This is a genomic window from Escherichia sp. KTE172, assembly GCF_000408845.1.
In the GTDB taxonomy this organism is placed as follows: Bacteria; Pseudomonadota; Gammaproteobacteria; order Enterobacterales; family Enterobacteriaceae; genus Escherichia; species Escherichia coli.
Genome location: NZ_KE137316.1, coordinates 2,531,217 through 2,546,952 on the forward strand (window position 1 = coordinate 2,531,217; position 15,736 = coordinate 2,546,952).

General features: G+C 52.6%; 15 protein-coding genes. 9 read left to right on the top strand and 6 right to left on the bottom strand.

Annotated features, from left to right (window positions below; genetic code table 11):
• The first annotated feature begins 69 nt into the window (after positions 1 to 69).
• Genes G434_RS11700 through G434_RS11685 form a run of 4 tightly spaced genes read left to right on the top strand, consistent with a single transcriptional unit; the run spans position 70 to position 4,140 of the window.
• Positions 70 to 1,983 (top strand): ABC transporter ATP-binding protein, encoded by a 1,914-nt coding sequence (locus tag G434_RS11700; protein ID WP_000634840.1) that lies wholly within the window; start codon positions 70 to 72, stop codon positions 1,981 to 1,983.
• Entirely contained in the window at positions 1,983 to 3,005 is a 1,023-nt protein-coding gene (locus G434_RS11695; RefSeq protein WP_000057395.1) for a hydrolase, read from the top strand. Before G434_RS11700 ends, G434_RS11695 begins: the two co-directional genes overlap by 1 nt.
• On the top strand, positions 2,999 to 3,217 hold the full coding sequence (locus G434_RS11690; protein ID WP_000907085.1) for a YheU family protein: 219 nt from the start codon (positions 2,999 to 3,001) through the stop codon (positions 3,215 to 3,217). The genes G434_RS11695 and G434_RS11690 overlap by 7 nt, the downstream gene beginning before the upstream one ends.
• A gap of 53 nt (positions 3,218 to 3,270) precedes the next feature.
• Complete coding sequence (locus G434_RS11685) at positions 3,271 to 4,140, top strand: phosphoribulokinase (RefSeq protein WP_001274680.1); 870 nt, start codon at positions 3,271 to 3,273, stop codon at positions 4,138 to 4,140.
• Positions 4,141 to 4,194: 54 nt separating this feature from the next.
• Here G434_RS11685 and G434_RS11680 read toward each other — a convergent pair whose 3' ends face one another.
• Positions 4,195 to 4,599, bottom strand: coding sequence for an OsmC family protein (locus G434_RS11680; RefSeq protein WP_001148908.1), 405 nt, complete (start codon positions 4,597 to 4,599; stop codon positions 4,195 to 4,197).
• 301 nt (positions 4,600 to 4,900) lie between these two features.
• On the opposite strand from G434_RS11680, the gene crp reads away from it, so the two are divergent.
• Together crp and G434_RS11670 are read left to right on the top strand one after the other, a co-directional pair.
• On the top strand, positions 4,901 to 5,533 hold the full coding sequence (gene crp / locus G434_RS11675) for a cAMP-activated global transcriptional regulator CRP (protein ID WP_000242755.1): 633 nt from the start codon (positions 4,901 to 4,903) through the stop codon (positions 5,531 to 5,533).
• Between the two features lie 50 nt (positions 5,534 to 5,583).
• Positions 5,584 to 7,674, top strand: a complete 2,091-nt coding sequence (locus tag G434_RS11670) for a YccS/YhfK family putative transporter (protein WP_001309799.1) — start codon at positions 5,584 to 5,586, stop codon at positions 7,672 to 7,674.
• Between the two features lie 66 nt (positions 7,675 to 7,740).
• Here the strand turns inward: G434_RS11670 and argD are convergent, their stop codons facing one another.
• The 5 genes from argD to ppiA all read right to left on the bottom strand — a co-directional run bounded on the left by argD (position 7,741) and on the right by ppiA (position 11,078).
• On the bottom strand, positions 7,741 to 8,961 hold the full coding sequence (argD, locus tag G434_RS11665) for a bifunctional acetylornithine/succinyldiaminopimelate transaminase (protein WP_000190012.1): 1,221 nt from the start codon (positions 8,959 to 8,961) through the stop codon (positions 7,741 to 7,743).
• 85 nt (positions 8,962 to 9,046) lie between these two features.
• Positions 9,047 to 9,610, bottom strand: coding sequence for an aminodeoxychorismate synthase component 2 (gene pabA, locus G434_RS11660; RefSeq protein WP_000601862.1), 564 nt, complete (start codon positions 9,608 to 9,610; stop codon positions 9,047 to 9,049).
• A gap of 31 nt (positions 9,611 to 9,641) precedes the next feature.
• Positions 9,642 to 10,244, bottom strand: a complete 603-nt coding sequence (locus G434_RS11655) for a putative adenosine monophosphate-protein transferase Fic (protein ID WP_001280634.1) — start codon at positions 10,242 to 10,244, stop codon at positions 9,642 to 9,644.
• The gene (locus tag G434_RS11650; protein WP_000736851.1) at positions 10,234 to 10,401 is read right to left on the bottom strand and encodes a YhfG family protein; all 168 of its coding nucleotides are present in this window, start codon (positions 10,399 to 10,401) and stop codon (positions 10,234 to 10,236) included. Before G434_RS11650 ends, G434_RS11655 begins: the two co-directional genes overlap by 11 nt.
• Positions 10,402 to 10,505: 104 nt before the next feature.
• Positions 10,506 to 11,078 (bottom strand): peptidylprolyl isomerase A, encoded by a 573-nt coding sequence (ppiA, locus tag G434_RS11645; RefSeq protein WP_000477220.1) that lies wholly within the window; start codon positions 11,076 to 11,078, stop codon positions 10,506 to 10,508.
• 270 nt (positions 11,079 to 11,348) lie between these two features.
• Between ppiA and tsgA the strand changes: the two genes are divergently transcribed.
• The 3 genes from tsgA (at position 11,349) to nirD (ending at position 15,658) form a co-directional block, all read left to right on the top strand.
• On the top strand, positions 11,349 to 12,530 hold the full coding sequence (tsgA, locus tag G434_RS11640) for an MFS transporter TsgA (protein WP_000185232.1): 1,182 nt from the start codon (positions 11,349 to 11,351) through the stop codon (positions 12,528 to 12,530).
• A gap of 261 nt (positions 12,531 to 12,791) precedes the next feature.
• On the top strand, positions 12,792 to 15,335 hold the full coding sequence (nirB, locus tag G434_RS11635) for an NADPH-nitrite reductase large subunit (RefSeq protein ID WP_000049197.1): 2,544 nt from the start codon (positions 12,792 to 12,794) through the stop codon (positions 15,333 to 15,335).
• The gene (gene nirD / locus G434_RS11630; RefSeq protein ID WP_000084762.1) at positions 15,332 to 15,658 is read left to right on the top strand and encodes a nitrite reductase small subunit NirD; all 327 of its coding nucleotides are present in this window, start codon (positions 15,332 to 15,334) and stop codon (positions 15,656 to 15,658) included. Before nirB ends, nirD begins: the two co-directional genes overlap by 4 nt.
• The last annotated feature ends 78 nt before the right edge of the window (positions 15,659 to 15,736 follow it).

Below are 15,736 nucleotides of genomic sequence, written 5' to 3' on the forward strand. Positions count from 1 at the left end.
TGCGGCAGCTCGCCCATACATTACATTATCATAATGATAAGTTAACATAGTCTGAACATACGGCACCTTATGATTGTTTTCTCCTCGTTACAAATTCGTCGCGGCGTGCGCGTCCTGCTGGATAATGCCACCGCCACCATCAACCCCGGGCAGAAAGTCGGCCTGGTGGGTAAAAACGGCTGTGGTAAATCTACCCTGCTGGCATTGCTGAAAAATGAACTCAGCGCCGACGGCGGCAGCTACACCTTTCCGGGAAGCTGGCAACTGGCGTGGGTGAATCAGGAAACGCCGGCGTTACCGCAAGCAGCGCTGGAATATGTCATTGACGGCGACCGTGAATATCGCCAACTGGAAGCGCAGCTACGCGACGCCAACGAACGTAACGACGGGCACGCCATTGCGACCATTCATGGCAAGCTGGATGCTATTGACGCATGGAGTATTCGCTCCCGCGCCGCAAGTCTGTTGCACGGCCTCGGTTTCAGCAATGAACAACTCGAGCGTCCGGTAAGTGATTTCTCCGGTGGCTGGCGTATGCGTCTTAACCTTGCCCAGGCGCTGATTTGCCGTTCAGACTTGCTGCTGCTCGACGAACCGACTAACCACCTCGATCTCGATGCCGTTATCTGGCTGGAAAAATGGCTGAAGAGCTATCAGGGCACGCTGATCCTGATCTCTCACGACCGCGATTTCCTCGATCCGATCGTCGATAAAATTATTCATATCGAACAACAAAGCATGTTCGAGTACACCGGCAACTACAGTTCGTTTGAAGTTCAGCGCGCCACCCGTCTGGCGCAGCAACAAGCGATGTACGAAAGCCAGCAGGAACGCGTGGCGCATCTGCAAAGTTATATCGACCGTTTCCGTGCCAAAGCCACCAAAGCGAAGCAGGCCCAGAGCCGCATTAAGATGCTTGAGCGTATGGAGCTGATTGCCCCCGCGCACGTCGACAACCCGTTCCGCTTTAGCTTCCGCGCGCCGGAAAGCCTGCCAAATCCGTTACTGAAGATGGAAAAGGTCAGCGCAGGCTATGGTGATCGCATTATTCTCGACTCGATTAAACTGAATCTGGTCCCCGGCTCGCGCATTGGTCTGCTAGGCCGCAACGGCGCGGGTAAATCGACATTAATCAAACTGTTAGCCGGTGAACTTGCGCCAGTCAGCGGTGAAATTGGTCTGGCGAAAGGGATCAAGCTCGGCTACTTCGCCCAGCATCAACTTGAATACCTGCGCGCCGACGAATCGCCTATTCAACATCTGGCACGTTTAGCGCCGCAGGAACTGGAGCAAAAACTGCGTGACTACCTCGGCGGCTTTGGTTTCCAGGGCGATAAAGTGACGGAAGAAACGCGCCGCTTCTCCGGTGGGGAAAAAGCCCGCCTGGTGCTGGCATTAATTGTCTGGCAGCGTCCGAATCTGCTGCTGCTCGACGAACCGACTAACCACCTTGACCTCGACATGCGTCAGGCACTGACTGAAGCATTAATCGAGTTCGAAGGCGCGCTGGTTGTCGTCTCGCACGACCGTCATTTGCTGCGTTCCACCACTGACGATCTCTACCTGGTTCACGATCGTAAAGTCGAACCGTTCGACGGCGATCTGGAAGATTATCAACAGTGGTTGAGCGACGTACAAAAGCAGGAAAACCAGACCGACGAAGCGCCAAAAGAGAACGCAAACAGCGCCCAGGCACGTAAAGATCAGAAGCGTCGGGAAGCGGAGCTGCGTGCGCAAACCCAACCGCTGCGTAAAGAGATCGCCCGTCTGGAAAAAGAGATGGAAAAGCTGAACGCACAGCTGGCGCAGGCGGAAGAGAAACTCGGCGACAGCGAACTGTACGATCAAAGCCGTAAAGCGGAGTTGACCGCCTGCCTGCAACAGCAAGCCAGCGCCAAATCCGGCCTGGAAGAGTGCGAAATGGCGTGGCTGGAAGCCCAGGAGCAGCTTGAGCAGATGCTGCTGGAAGGCCAAAGCAACTGATGGCGCAGATAACGACGACCGATGCCAATGAATTCAGCAGCAGTGCTGAATTCACCCCCATGCGCGGCTTTAGCAATTGTCATCTACAAACCATGCTGCCGCGTCTGTTTCGTCGTCAGGTGAAATTCACCCCACACTGGCAGCGACTGGAGTTGCCCGACGGCGATTTTGTCGATCTCGCGTGGAGTGAAGACCCCGCACAGGCGAAACATAAACCGCGTTTAGTGGTGTTTCACGGGCTGGAAGGCAGTCTCAATAGCCCTTACGCCCACGGTCTGGTTGAGGCGGCACAAAAGCGCGGCTGGCTGGGCGTGGTGATGCATTTTCGCGGATGCAGCGGTGAACCAAACCGTATGCACCGCATTTACCATTCGGGCGAAACCGAAGACGCCAGCTGGTTTTTACGCTGGCTGCAACGCGAATTTGGTCATGCGCCAACGGCTGCCGTCGGCTATTCGCTCGGCGGTAATATGCTGGCCTGTTTGCTGGCAAAAGAAGGTAATAACCTCCCGATTGATGCCGCGGTAATTGTCTCCGCGCCATTTATGCTGGAGGCCTGTAGTTACCATATGGAAAAGGGCTTTTCCCGCGTTTATCAGCGTTACTTGCTGAACCTGTTAAAAGCCAATGCCGCGCGCAAGCTGGCAGCCTACCCCGGAACACTGCCGATTAATCTCGCGCAGTTAAAATCGGTACGTCGCATCCGTGAATTTGACGATCTCATCACCGCCAGAATTCACGGCTACGCTGACGCTATCGACTATTATCGTCAGTGTAGCGCCATGCCGATGCTCAATCGGATAGCCAAACCGACGCTGATTATTCACGCCAAAGACGATCCGTTTATGGATCATCAGGTGATCCCGAAACCGGAAAGTCTCCCCCCGCAGGTGGAGTATCAGCTGACTGAACATGGCGGTCATGTTGGCTTTATTGGCGGTACATTACTTCATCCGCAAATGTGGCTGGAGTCACGTATTCCTGACTGGTTAACAACGTATCTGGAGGCGAAATCATGTTGATTCCGTGGCAAGACCTCTCCCCCGAAACGCTGGAAAATTTAATTGAAAGCTTTGTGTTACGTGAAGGCACCGATTATGGTGAACATGAGCGTACACTTGAACAGAAAGTCGCCGACGTCAAACGCCAGCTACAGTGCGGAGAAGCGGTGCTGGTATGGTCGGAGCTGCACGAAACGGTCAATATCATGCCGCGCAGTCAGTTTCGCGAATAACCTGCAACCGTCGGCGGACGAGATAATAATGATAGCTAAGTCATGGAGTTACTATGTCTGCCAAACATCCGGTCATTGCGGTAACAGGATCCAGCGGCGCGGGGACCACCACCACCAGCCTCGCGTTTCGTAAAATATTCGCGCAGTTAAATCTGCATGCAGCTGAGGTGGAAGGCGACAGTTTTCACCGTTACACCCGCCCGGAAATGGACATGGCGATCCGCAAAGCGCGCGACGCCGGGCGGCATATCAGCTACTTCGGCCCCGAAGCGAACGACTTTGGCCTGCTGGAACAAACCTTCATTGAATATGGTCAGAGCGGCAAAGGGAAATCTCGCAAATATCTGCATACCTACGACGAAGCCGTACCGTGGAATCAGGTACCGGGGACATTCACCCCATGGCAACCTTTACCGGAACCCACTGATGTACTGTTTTATGAAGGTTTACACGGCGGCGTCGTCACGCCACAGCATAACGTTGCGCAGCATGTGGACTTACTGGTCGGCGTGGTGCCTATCGTTAACCTTGAGTGGATTCAAAAACTGATCCGCGACACCAGCGAGCGCGGGCACTCACGAGAAGCCGTGATGGACTCGGTAGTGCGCTCAATGGAAGACTATATCAACTACATCACACCGCAGTTTTCCCGCACCCATCTTAACTTCCAGCGCGTTCCCACCGTCGACACTTCAAACCCGTTCGCGGCAAAAGGTATCCCGTCGCTGGATGAAAGCTTTGTGGTGATCCATTTTCGTAATCTGGAAGGGATCGATTTCCCCTGGCTGCTGGCGATGTTGCAGGGCTCATTCATTTCCCACATCAATACTTTAGTGGTGCCTGGCGGCAAAATGGGTCTGGCAATGGAATTAATTATGCTGCCGCTGGTGCAACGATTGATGGAAGGAAAGAAAATCGAGTAACTTTGCTATTACGCCGGATAAAATACTATCCGGCTTCACAATGGGATAGTTAAATCACGCGGCAACCACTTCATACGAGTGAGTAATATTCACCGCTTTTTCCAGCATCAACGCTACTGAACAATATTTCTCGGCAGAGAGATCTACCGCACGCGCAACCGCTGCGTCTTTCAGGTCGCGACCGGTGACGATAAAATGCAGATTAATGTGCGTAAACAGGCGTGGTGCCTCTTCGCGGCGTTCAGAGGTCAATTTTACTTCACAATCGACCACATCCTGACGCCCTTTTTGCAGAATAGAAACCACATCGATGGCACTGCAACCCCCCGCCGCCATCAACACCATTTCCATCGGACTTGGTGCTTTATCGCCTGAGTTGCCGTCCATTAAAATCTGGTGACCAGAGGCGGATTCGCCCAGAAAAGTTAACCCTTCGACCCACTTCACTCGCGCTTGCATTTTTGCTACTCCACTGCGTCAATTTTCCTGACAGAGTACGCGTACTAACCAAATCGCGCAACGGAAGGCGACCTGGGTCATGCTGAAGCGAGACACCAGGAGACACAAAGCGAAAGCTATGCTAAAACAGTCAGGATGCTACAGTAATACATTGATGTACTGCATGTATGCAAAGGACGTCACATTACCGTGCAGTACAGTTGATAGCCCCTTCCCAGGTAGCGGGAAGCATATTTCGGCAATCCAGAGACAGCGGCGTTATCTGGCTCTGGAGAAAGCTTATAACAGAGGATAACCGCGCATGGTGCTTGGCAAACCGCAAACAGACCCGACTCTCGAATGGTTCTTGTCTCATTGCCACATTCATAAGTACCCATCCAAGAGCACGCTTATTCACCAGGGTGAAAAAGCGGAAACGCTGTACTACATCGTTAAAGGCTCTGTGGCAGTGCTGATCAAAGACGAGGAGGGTAAAGAAATGATCCTCTCCTATCTGAATCAGGGTGATTTTATTGGCGAACTGGGCCTGTTTGAAGAGGGCCAGGAACGTAGCGCATGGGTACGTGCGAAAACCGCCTGTGAAGTGGCTGAAATTTCGTACAAAAAATTTCGCCAATTGATTCAGGTAAACCCGGACATTCTGATGCGTCTGTCTGCACAGATGGCGCGTCGTCTGCAAGTCACTTCAGAGAAAGTGGGCAACCTGGCGTTCCTCGACGTGACGGGCCGCATTGCACAGACTCTGCTGAATCTGGCAAAACAACCAGATGCTATGACTCACCCGGACGGTATGCAAATCAAAATTACCCGTCAGGAAATCGGTCAGATTGTCGGCTGTTCTCGTGAAACTGTGGGACGCATTCTGAAGATGCTGGAAGATCAGAACCTGATCTCCGCACACGGTAAAACCATCGTCGTTTACGGCACTCGTTAATCCCGTCGGAGTGGCGCGTTACCTGGTAGCGCGCCATTTTGTTTCCCCCGATGTGGCGCAGACTGATTTATCACCCCGATATCAACTATGCACTGCGACAAACGCTGGTGCTATGTTTGCCCGTGGCCGTTGGGTTAATGCTTGGCGAATTACGATTCGGTCTGCTCTTCTCCCTCGTTCCTGCCTGTTGCAATATTGCGGGCCTTGATACGCCTCATAAACGTTTTTTCAAACGCTTAATCATTGGTGCGTCGCTGTTTGCCACCTGTAGCTTGCTGACACAGCTACTACTGGCAAAAGATGTTCCCCTGCCCTTTTTGCTGACCGGATTAACGCTGGTACTTGGCGTCACTGCTGAGCTGGGGCCATTGCACGCAAAATTGCTTCCCGCATCGCTGCTCGCCGCCATTTTTACCCTCAGTCTGGCGGGATACATGCCGGTCTGGGAACCGTTGCTCATCTATGCGTTGGGCACTCTCTGGTACGGATTGTTTAACTGGTTTTGGTTCTGGATCTGGCGCGAACAACCGCTGCGCGAGTCACTAAGTCTGCTGTACCGTGAACTGGCAGATTATTGTGAAGCCAAATACAGCCTGCTTACCCAGCACACCGACCCTGAAAAAGCGCTGCCGCCGCTGCTGGTGCGCCAGCAAAAAGCGGTCGATTTAATTACCCAGTGCTATCAGCAAATGCATATGCTTTCCGCGCAAAATAATAACGATTACAAGCGGATGCTGCGTATTTTCCAGGAGGCGCTGGATTTGCAGGAACATATTTCGGTCAGTTTGCATCAGCCGGAAGAGGTGCAAAAACTGGTCGAGCGTAGCCATGCGGAGGAAGTTATCCGCTGGAATGCGCAAACCGTCGCCGCTCGCCTGCGCGTGCTGGCTGATGACATTCTTTACCATCGCCTGCCGACGCGTTTTACGATGGAAAAGCAAATTGGCGCACTGGAAAAAATCGCCCGCCAGCATCCGGATAATCCGGTTGGGCAATTCTGCTATTGGCACTTCAGCCGCATTGCCCGCGTGCTGCGCACCCAAAAACCGCTCTATGCGCGTGACTTACTGGCCGATAAACAGCGGCGAATGCCGTTACTTCCGGCGCTGAAAAGTTATCTGTCACTAAAGTCTCCGGCGCTACGCAATGCCGGACGACTCAGTGTGATGTTAAGCGTTGCCAGCCTGATGGGCACCGCGCTACATCTGCCGAAGTCGTACTGGATCCTGATGACGGTATTGCTGGTGACGCAAAATGGCTATGGCGCAACCCGTCTGAGGATTGTGAATCGCTCCGTGGGAACCGTGGTTGGGTTAATCATTGCGGGCGTTGCCCTGCACTTTAAAATTCCCGAAGGTTACACTCTGACCTTGATGCTGATTACCACCCTCGCCAGCTACCTGATATTGCGCAAAAACTACGGCTGGGCGACGGTCGGCTTTACCATTACCGCAGTGTATACCCTGCAACTGTTGTGGCTGAACGGTGAGCAGTACATCCTTCCGCGTCTTATCGATACCATTATTGGTTGTTTAATTGCTTTCGGCGGTACTGTCTGGCTGTGGCCGCAGTGGCAGAGCGGGTTATTGCGTAAGAACGCCCATGACGCTTTAGAAGCCTATCAGGACGCGATTCGCTTGATTCTGAGCGAGGACCCGCAACCTACGCCACTGGCCTGGCAGCGAATGCGGGTAAATCAGGCGCATAACACTCTGTATAACTCATTGAATCAGGCGATGCAGGAACCGGCGTTTAACAGCCATTATCTGGCAGATATGAAACTGTGGGTAACGCACAGCCAGTTTATTGTTGAGCATATTAATGCCATGACCACGCTGGCGCGGGAACACCGGGCATTGCCACCGGAACTGGCACAAGAGTATTTACAGTCTTGTGAAATCGCCATTCAGCGTTGTCAGCAGCGGCTGGAGTATGACGAACCGGGTAGTTCCGGCGATGCCAATATCATGGATGCGCCGGAGATGCAGCCGCACGAAGGCGCGGCAGGTACGCTGGAGCAGCATTTACAGCGGGTTATAGGTCATCTGAACACCATGCACACCATTTCGTCGATGGCATGGCGTCAGCGACCACATCATGGGATTTGGCTGAGTCGCAAGTTGCGGGATTCGAAGGCGTAATACAGGCTAAACCATCGGATAAGGCATTCACGCCGCATCCGACATCTTTTGCCTGATGCGTCTTATTTACGCCCCAACCACCTTCGCCACCGCGTGGGCGAAACGTTGCATCCCTTCATCGATATCCGCATCTTCCACCACCAGCGACGGTGCAAAACGCATCACATCCGGTCCGGCATTCAGCACCATTACGCCAGCCTCTGCGCCCGCATACAGGAAATCACGCGTCCGACCTTTGTACTGTGGTTTCAGCTCCGCGCCAATTAACAGCCCCATACCGCGAATATCGCTAAACACATCGTACTGCTGATCGATCTTCTGCAAATGGTCAACAAAACGCTGGCGTTTCGCCTGAATGCCTTCCAGCACTTCAGGGGTATTGATGATATCAAACGCCGCGCCCGCTACTGCACAGGCCAGAGGATTACCGCCGTAGGTGGAACCGTGAGAACCAGGATGAAATGCAGAAGCAATTTCCGCCGTGGTCAGCATGGCGCTAATCGGGAAGCCGCCGCCTAACGCTTTCGCAGAGGTCAGAATATCCGGCGTCACGCCGTAGTGCATGTAAGCAAACAGATCGCCGGTCCGCCCCATCCCGCACTGCACTTCATCAAACACCAATAATGCCTGATGTTGATCGCACAGCTCGCGCAAGCCCTGCAAAAACTCTGGCGTCGCTGCCGTCACGCCGCCCTCGCCCTGGATCGGCTCAACCACCACCGCACAGGTGTGATCATCCATCACCGCTTTCACTGCGTGGATATCGTTAAAAGGCACGTGGATGATGTCTGCCGGTTTTGGCCCAAAGCCGTCGGAATATTTTGGCTGCCCACCCACCGAAACGGTAAACAGCGAGCGACCATGAAAAGCGTTATGGAAGGCAATAATTTTGGTTTTGAACGGGCTATGACGCACACAGGCGTAATGGCGTGCCAGTTTAAAGGCGGTTTCGTTAGCTTCCGTGCCGGAGTTCATAAACACCACGCGTTCGGCAAACGTTGCCTCAATCAGTTTACGACCAAGACGCAGCGCCGGTTCATTGGTGAAAACGTTACTGATATGCCACAGAGTTTCGCCCTGGGTTTTTAACGCGTTCACCAGCGCAGGATGGCAATGGCCCAACGCCGTAACTGCAATGCCACCCGCGAAATCGACATACTCCTTGCCTTGCTGATCCCAGATTCGGCTCCCCTGACCTTTTACCGGAATAAACTCTGCCGGAGCATAAATCGGCAGGATCACTTCATCGAAAGTCGCGCGTGTAATTGCTGTTTGTTCAGTTGCCATCTCATGATCACCCTGTTACACATAAATAAATGTGAAATTATAATCACAAAATATGCATAAAAAATCACTTAATAGCAATCAGAAATCAGCGATGCAGGAAATTAGCCAGCAGTTGATGTCCTTGTTCGCTGAGAATACTTTCTGGATGGAACTGCACGCCTTCCAGATCCCACTGGCGATGGCGAATCCCCATAATCTCGCGGGTTTCGCTCCAGGCCGTCACTTCAAAGCACGCTGGTAATGAGTCAGGTTCCACCACCAGCGAATGGTAGCGTGTCACGGTAAGTGGATTTGCCAGCCCCCGAAATACGCCCTCACCGTTATGTGTAATCGGCGAGGTTTTGCCGTGCATGACCTTTGCGGCGCGCACAACTTTGCCGCCAAATGCCTGCGCCATTGCCTGATGACCGAGGCAGACGCCAAGAATCGGCAAGCACCCGGCATAGTTGCGAATAACGTCAAGGGAGATCCCGGCTTCATCTGGCGTACAGGGTCCGGGTGAGATGACAATTTTTTGTGGTTTAAGGGCATCGATATCCGCCAGCGTCAACGCATCGTTGCGCTTAACCAGCACATCCGCCCCCAGTTCACAAAAGTACTGGTAGAGGTTCCAGGTAAAAGAATCGTAGTTATCAATAAGCAGGATCATGGCGGCTCCGGTACGAAAGAACCGCGCTATTTTACTCAGATTCCCCGGCTTCGCTTACCACTTTGCTAAATATCATCTGCAGCGCGGTGAGATCCCCCATTGCCCCACTCTGATTTGCCTGATTCCAGGCCTCTTTTTCGATACCCTGCCAGCTCAGTTGGTAGCCCGCATGAATCGCCAGCTGCTCGAAGAAGATCCGCTGTGCCAGTCCGCTTCCCACACGGAAGGGATGCAGCACGTTGATTTCACAATAGTAATGCGCCAGCCGCTCGACGAACTTCGCTTTATCCAGGCCAACCAGATAACCGTCTTCCTCCAGATCCTGCATCAGGGCATTGCCCTCTTTTTCGATATAAGCAAAGTGGCAGAACGGCGTATCACCCTGATAAATATCAACTTCACGCAGTTGCCCCGCCCAGTCGAAAATATCCTGATACAGCTGGCGATGGATAGTGCGCAAATGCGGTAAACCGCGCACCAGCGGACCAAGCTCAATGGTCGCAGCACGTAGCGCCGTCATTTCGTAAGCGGCCTGTTCCAGACGTTGTTGCTGGCGGATGTTCAGCCGGTTACGCATGATATCAAGGCCAGGATAAAGATACGGATCGCGCCCTTCGCCGAATTTATCGCTCATAGTGCCTCCTCAGCTCTTCAAGTCGCGCTAAAGCCTCTGCGGCAGTAAGAGTGACTAAAGGCATCTCGACGCCTTCAAGACGGCGACTGGCCTGGAAATTACGATTACGCTGAAACTCCCAGAGACGGGACTTTTGCTTATCGGTGAGTTTCTTCACTTGATGCCTCCCTGAACGTGTCCATTTGCCACAAGTATAAGCGGCAAATCCGGGTTACGCCGGGAGAGCAGAAGCGCGGGCAAGATTGCCCGCGCGAGAAATCATTACGGCAGGACTTTAGCGGAAAGGATAACTACCGGTTTTGACGGCACATTCTGGTACGGACCAACATCATGAGTCGGCACCTGGGAAATCTTATCGGCAATGTCCATGCCTTTCACCACTTTACCAAATACCGCGTAACCGAAATCACGCTGACCGTGGTCAAGGAAGGCGTTATCGGCAACGTTGATAAAGAACTGGCTGGTGGCGCTGTCTTTGTCAGCGGTACGCGCCATCGCGATGGTGCCACGCGTGTTGCGCAGGCCGTTATCGGCTTCATTTTTGATTGGCGGGTTTGGTTTTTTCTGCTGCATCTGCTCGGTGAAACCGCCGCCCTGAATCATAAAGCCAGGAATGACGCGGTGAAAGGTAGTGTTGTTATAAAAACCGCTGTTCACATAATCGACAAAGTTTTGCACAGACACTGGCGCTTTTTGTTTATCCAGTTCCAGTTCGATGTTACCAGCTGAGGTTGTCAACAATACGTGCGGGTCCCCTTTCGCTGCCATTGCTGCGGGAGAAAGAGCAGAAAGAGCGAAAACAGCAGCCATCGCCGCCAGGGTCGATTTGAACATGAGATTTCCTTAACAAACAGAGCAGAAAAAAAGCAAGTGAAGAGATTCTAAATAGCCTTCAAGAACAAGGCCATCCCTTTACCTAATTTTACGTATCTGAAATATATGTAACCTGACGATCACTTTTTATTCTGTGATAAAAATCACCTCTTAAAATGCAATTTAGCAACCGATTGCAATAAAACATTTAATCAGATCACAAAATCACCTAAAATCGCCCGCTCGCGGCATAGCCCGCTATGCCATTTTATTTTTGAACGCAGGCCAATCATGACTAACAGCAATCGCATCAAGCTCACATGGATTAGCTTTCTCTCCTACGCACTGACCGGTGCGTTGGTTATTGTCACCGGGATGGTGATGGGAAATATCGCCGATTATTTCAATCTGCCTGTTTCCAGTATGAGTAATACCTTCACCTTCCTCAACGCCGGCATTTTAATCTCTATCTTCCTCAACGCCTGGCTGATGGAAATCGTCCCGTTGAAAACGCAGTTACGTTTTGGCTTTCTCCTGATGGTGCTGGCGGTTGCCGGTTTGATGTTCAGCCACAGCCTGGCGCTGTTCTCGGCGGCGATGTTCATTCTCGGGGTGGTCAGCGGCATCACCATGTCGATTGGTACATTCCTGATAACACAAATGTATGAAGGGCGTCAGCGCGGTTCCCGCCTGTTATTTACCGACTCCTTCTTCAGTATGGCTGGGATGATTTTCCCAATGATCGCCGCGTTTCTACTGGCGCGCAGCATTGAGTGGTACTGGGTTTATGCCTGCATCGGGCTGGTGTATGTCGCTATTTTTATTCTGACCTTCGGCTGTGAGTTCCCGGCACTGGGCAAACATGCACCAAAAACGGATGCTCCGGTAGAGAAAGAAAAGTGGGGGATCGGCGTGCTGTTTCTCTCCATTGCGGCACTGTGCTACATCCTCGGTCAGTTAGGTTTTATCTCCTGGGTGCCTGAGTATGCCAAAGGCCTGGGCATGAGCCTGAATGATGCTGGTACGCTGGTGAGTAACTTCTGGATGTCATACATGGTCGGCATGTGGGCGTTCAGCTTTATTCTTCGCTTCTTTGATTTGCAACGTATCCTGACCGTACTGGCGGGTCTGGCCGCGATTCTGATGTACGTCTTTAACACCGGAACACCGGCACATATGGCGTGGTCAATTCTCGCCCTGGGCTTCTTCTCCAGCGCGATCTATACCACCATCATCACCCTGGGTTCACAGCAGACCAAAGTACCGTCGCCAAAACTGGTTAACTTTGTCCTGACCTGCGGGACCATCGGTACTATGTTGACCTTTGTGGTTACCGGGCCGATTGTTGAACATAGCGGTCCGCAGGCGGCACTGCTTACAGCAAACGGTCTGTACGCTGTCGTCTTTGTGATGTGCTTCCTGTTAGGTTTCGTCAGCCGTCACCGTCAGCATAACACCCTGACCTCTCATTAATTGCTCATGCCGGACGGCACTATCGTCGTCCGGCCTTTTCCTCTCTAACCCCGCTACGTGCATCTATTTCTATAAACCCGTTCAATTTGTCTGTTTTTTGCACAAACATGAAATGTCAGACAATTCCGTGACTTAAGAAAATTTATACAAATCAGCAATATACCCCTTAAGGAGTATATAAAGGTGAATTTGATTTACATCAATAAGCGGGGTTGCTGAATCGTTAAGGTAGGCGGTAATAGAAAAGAAATCGAGGCAAAAATGAGCAAAGTCAGACTCGCAATTATCGGTAACGGTATGGTCGGCCATCGCTTTATCGAAGATCTTCTTGATAAATCTGATGCGGCCAACTTTGATATTACCGTTTTCTGTGAAGAACCGCGCATCGCTTATGACCGCGTACACCTCTCGTCTTACTTCTCTCACCACACCGCCGAAGAGCTGTCGCTGGTGCGCGAAGGCTTCTACGAGAAACACGGCATCAAAGTTCTGGTCGGCGAACGCGCTATCACCATCAACCGTCAGGAGAAGGTGATTCACTCCAGCGCCGGGCGCACCGTTTTTTATGACAAGCTGATCATGGCGACCGGTTCCTACCCGTGGATCCCACCAATCAAAGGTTCTGATACTCAGGACTGCTTTGTCTATCGCACCATTGAAGACCTCAACGCCATTGAATCCTGTGCCCGTCGCAGCAAACGCGGTGCCGTTGTTGGTGGCGGCCTGTTAGGTCTGGAAGCCGCTGGCGCGCTGAAAAACTTAGGTATTGAAACCCACGTTATCGAATTTGCCCCTATGCTGATGGCGGAACAGCTTGATCAGATGGGTGGCGAGCAGCTGCGTCGCAAAATCGAAAGTATGGGCGTGCACGTTCACACCAGCAAAAACACCCTTGAGATTGTGCAGGAAGGTGTCGAAGCGCGTAAAACCATGCGTTTTGCCGACGGCAGCGAGCTGGAAGTCGACTTTATCGTCTTCTCAACCGGTATCCGTCCGCGCGATAAGCTGGCAACCCAGTGTGGTCTGGACGTTGCTCCGCGTGGGGGTATTGTCATTAATGATTCCTGCCAGACTTCCGATCCGGATATCTACGCCATCGGTGAATGCGCAAGCTGGAACAACCGTGTATTTGGTCTGGTAGCACCAGGCTACAAAATGGCGCAGGTCGCCGTTGACCATATTCTCGGTAGCGAAAATGCCTTTGAAGGTGCTGACCTTAGCGCCAAGCTGAAACTGCTGGGCGTAGACGTAGGCGGTATTGGTGATGCGCACGGTCGCACGCCTGGCGCACGTAGCTACGTTTACCTCGACGAAAGCAAAGAGATCTACAAACGCCTTATTGTCAGCGAAGACAACAAAACCCTGCTCGGTGCGGTACTGGTGGGCGATACCAGCGACTACGGCAACCTGCTGCAACTGGTGCTGAACGCTATCGAGCTGCCGGAAAACCCGGATTCTCTGATTCTGCCGGCGCACTCGGGTAGCGGTAAGCCGTCTATCGGTGTTGATAAACTGCCGGACAGCGCGCAAATCTGCTCCTGCTTCGACGTCACCAAAGGTGATCTGATTGCTGCCATCAACAAAGGCTGCCACACCGTTGCGGCGCTGAAAGCTGAAACCAAAGCGGGTACTGGCTGCGGTGGCTGTATCCCGCTGGTCACTCAGGTACTGAACGCGGAACTGGCGAAACAGGGCATCGAAGTTAACAACAACCTGTGCGAACACTTTGCTTATTCGCGTCAGGAACTGTTCCATTTAATCCGCGTTGAAGGCATTAAAACCTTCGAAGAACTGCTGGCGAAACACGGCAAAGGCTACGGTTGTGAAGTTTGTAAACCGACCGTCGGTTCGCTGCTGGCCTCCTGCTGGAACGAATACATTCTGAAACCGGAACATACTCCGCTGCAGGATTCAAACGATAACTTCCTCGCTAACATCCAGAAAGACGGCACCTACTCGGTGATCCCGCGTTCTCCGGGCGGTGAAATCACCCCGGAAGGGCTGATGGCAGTAGGTCGTATCGCGCGTGAATTTAATCTCTACACCAAAATCACCGGCTCCCAGCGCCTGGCGATGTTTGGCGCACAGAAAGACGATCTGCCGGAGATCTGGCGTCAGCTGATTGAAGCCGGCTTCGAAACCGGTCATGCCTATGCGAAAGCACTGCGTATGGCGAAAACCTGCGTGGGTAGCACCTGGTGCCGCTACGGCGTTGGCGACAGCGTCGGCCTCGGCGTGGAACTGGAAAACCGCTACAAAGGCATCCGTACGCCGCACAAAATGAAGTTCGGTGTCTCCGGCTGTACCCGTGAATGTTCAGAAGCTCAGGGTAAAGACGTGGGTATTATCGCCACTGAAAAAGGCTGGAACCTGTATGTTTGCGGTAACGGCGGCATGAAACCGCGTCATGCGGATCTGCTGGCAGCGGATATCGATCGCGAAACGCTGATCAAATATCTCGACCGCTTCATGATGTTCTACATCCGTACCGCCGACAAACTGACGCGTACCGCGCCGTGGTTAGAAAACCTTGAAGGCGGCATCGATTACCTGAAAGCGGTGATCATTGACGACAAACTGGGGCTGAACGCACATCTGGAAGAAGAGATGGCGCGCCTGCGTGAAGCGGTAGTATGTGAGTGGACTGAAACGGTCAATACACCGTCCGCGCAGACTCGCTTCAAACACTTCATCAACAGCGACAAGCGTGATCCGAACGTGCAGATGGTGCCAGAGCGCGAACAGCACCGTCCGGCAACGCCGTATGAACGTATCCCGGTAACTCTGGTGGAGGACAACGCATGAGCCAGTGGAAAGACATCTGCAAAATCGATGACATCCTGCCTGAAACCGGCGTCTGCGCGCTGTTAGGTGACGAGCAGGTAGCAATTTTCCGCCCGTATCACAGCGACCAGGTGTTTGCGATCAGCAACATCGACCCGTTCTTCGAGTCCAGCGTGCTGTCACGCGGGCTGATTGCGGAACACCAGGGCGAGCTGTGGGTCGCCAGCCCGCTGAAAAAACAGCGTTTTCGCTTAAGCGACGGCTTGTGCATGGAAGACGAACAGTTTTCCGTCAAGCATTACGACGCGCGAGTGAAAGACGGCGTGGTGCAGCTACGCGGTTAATGTTTTAACGGGAGGCGCAATACCTCCCCTTTTTGCATGGTCCTGTAATAACCTTCGATATATTGCAGGACATTTTTT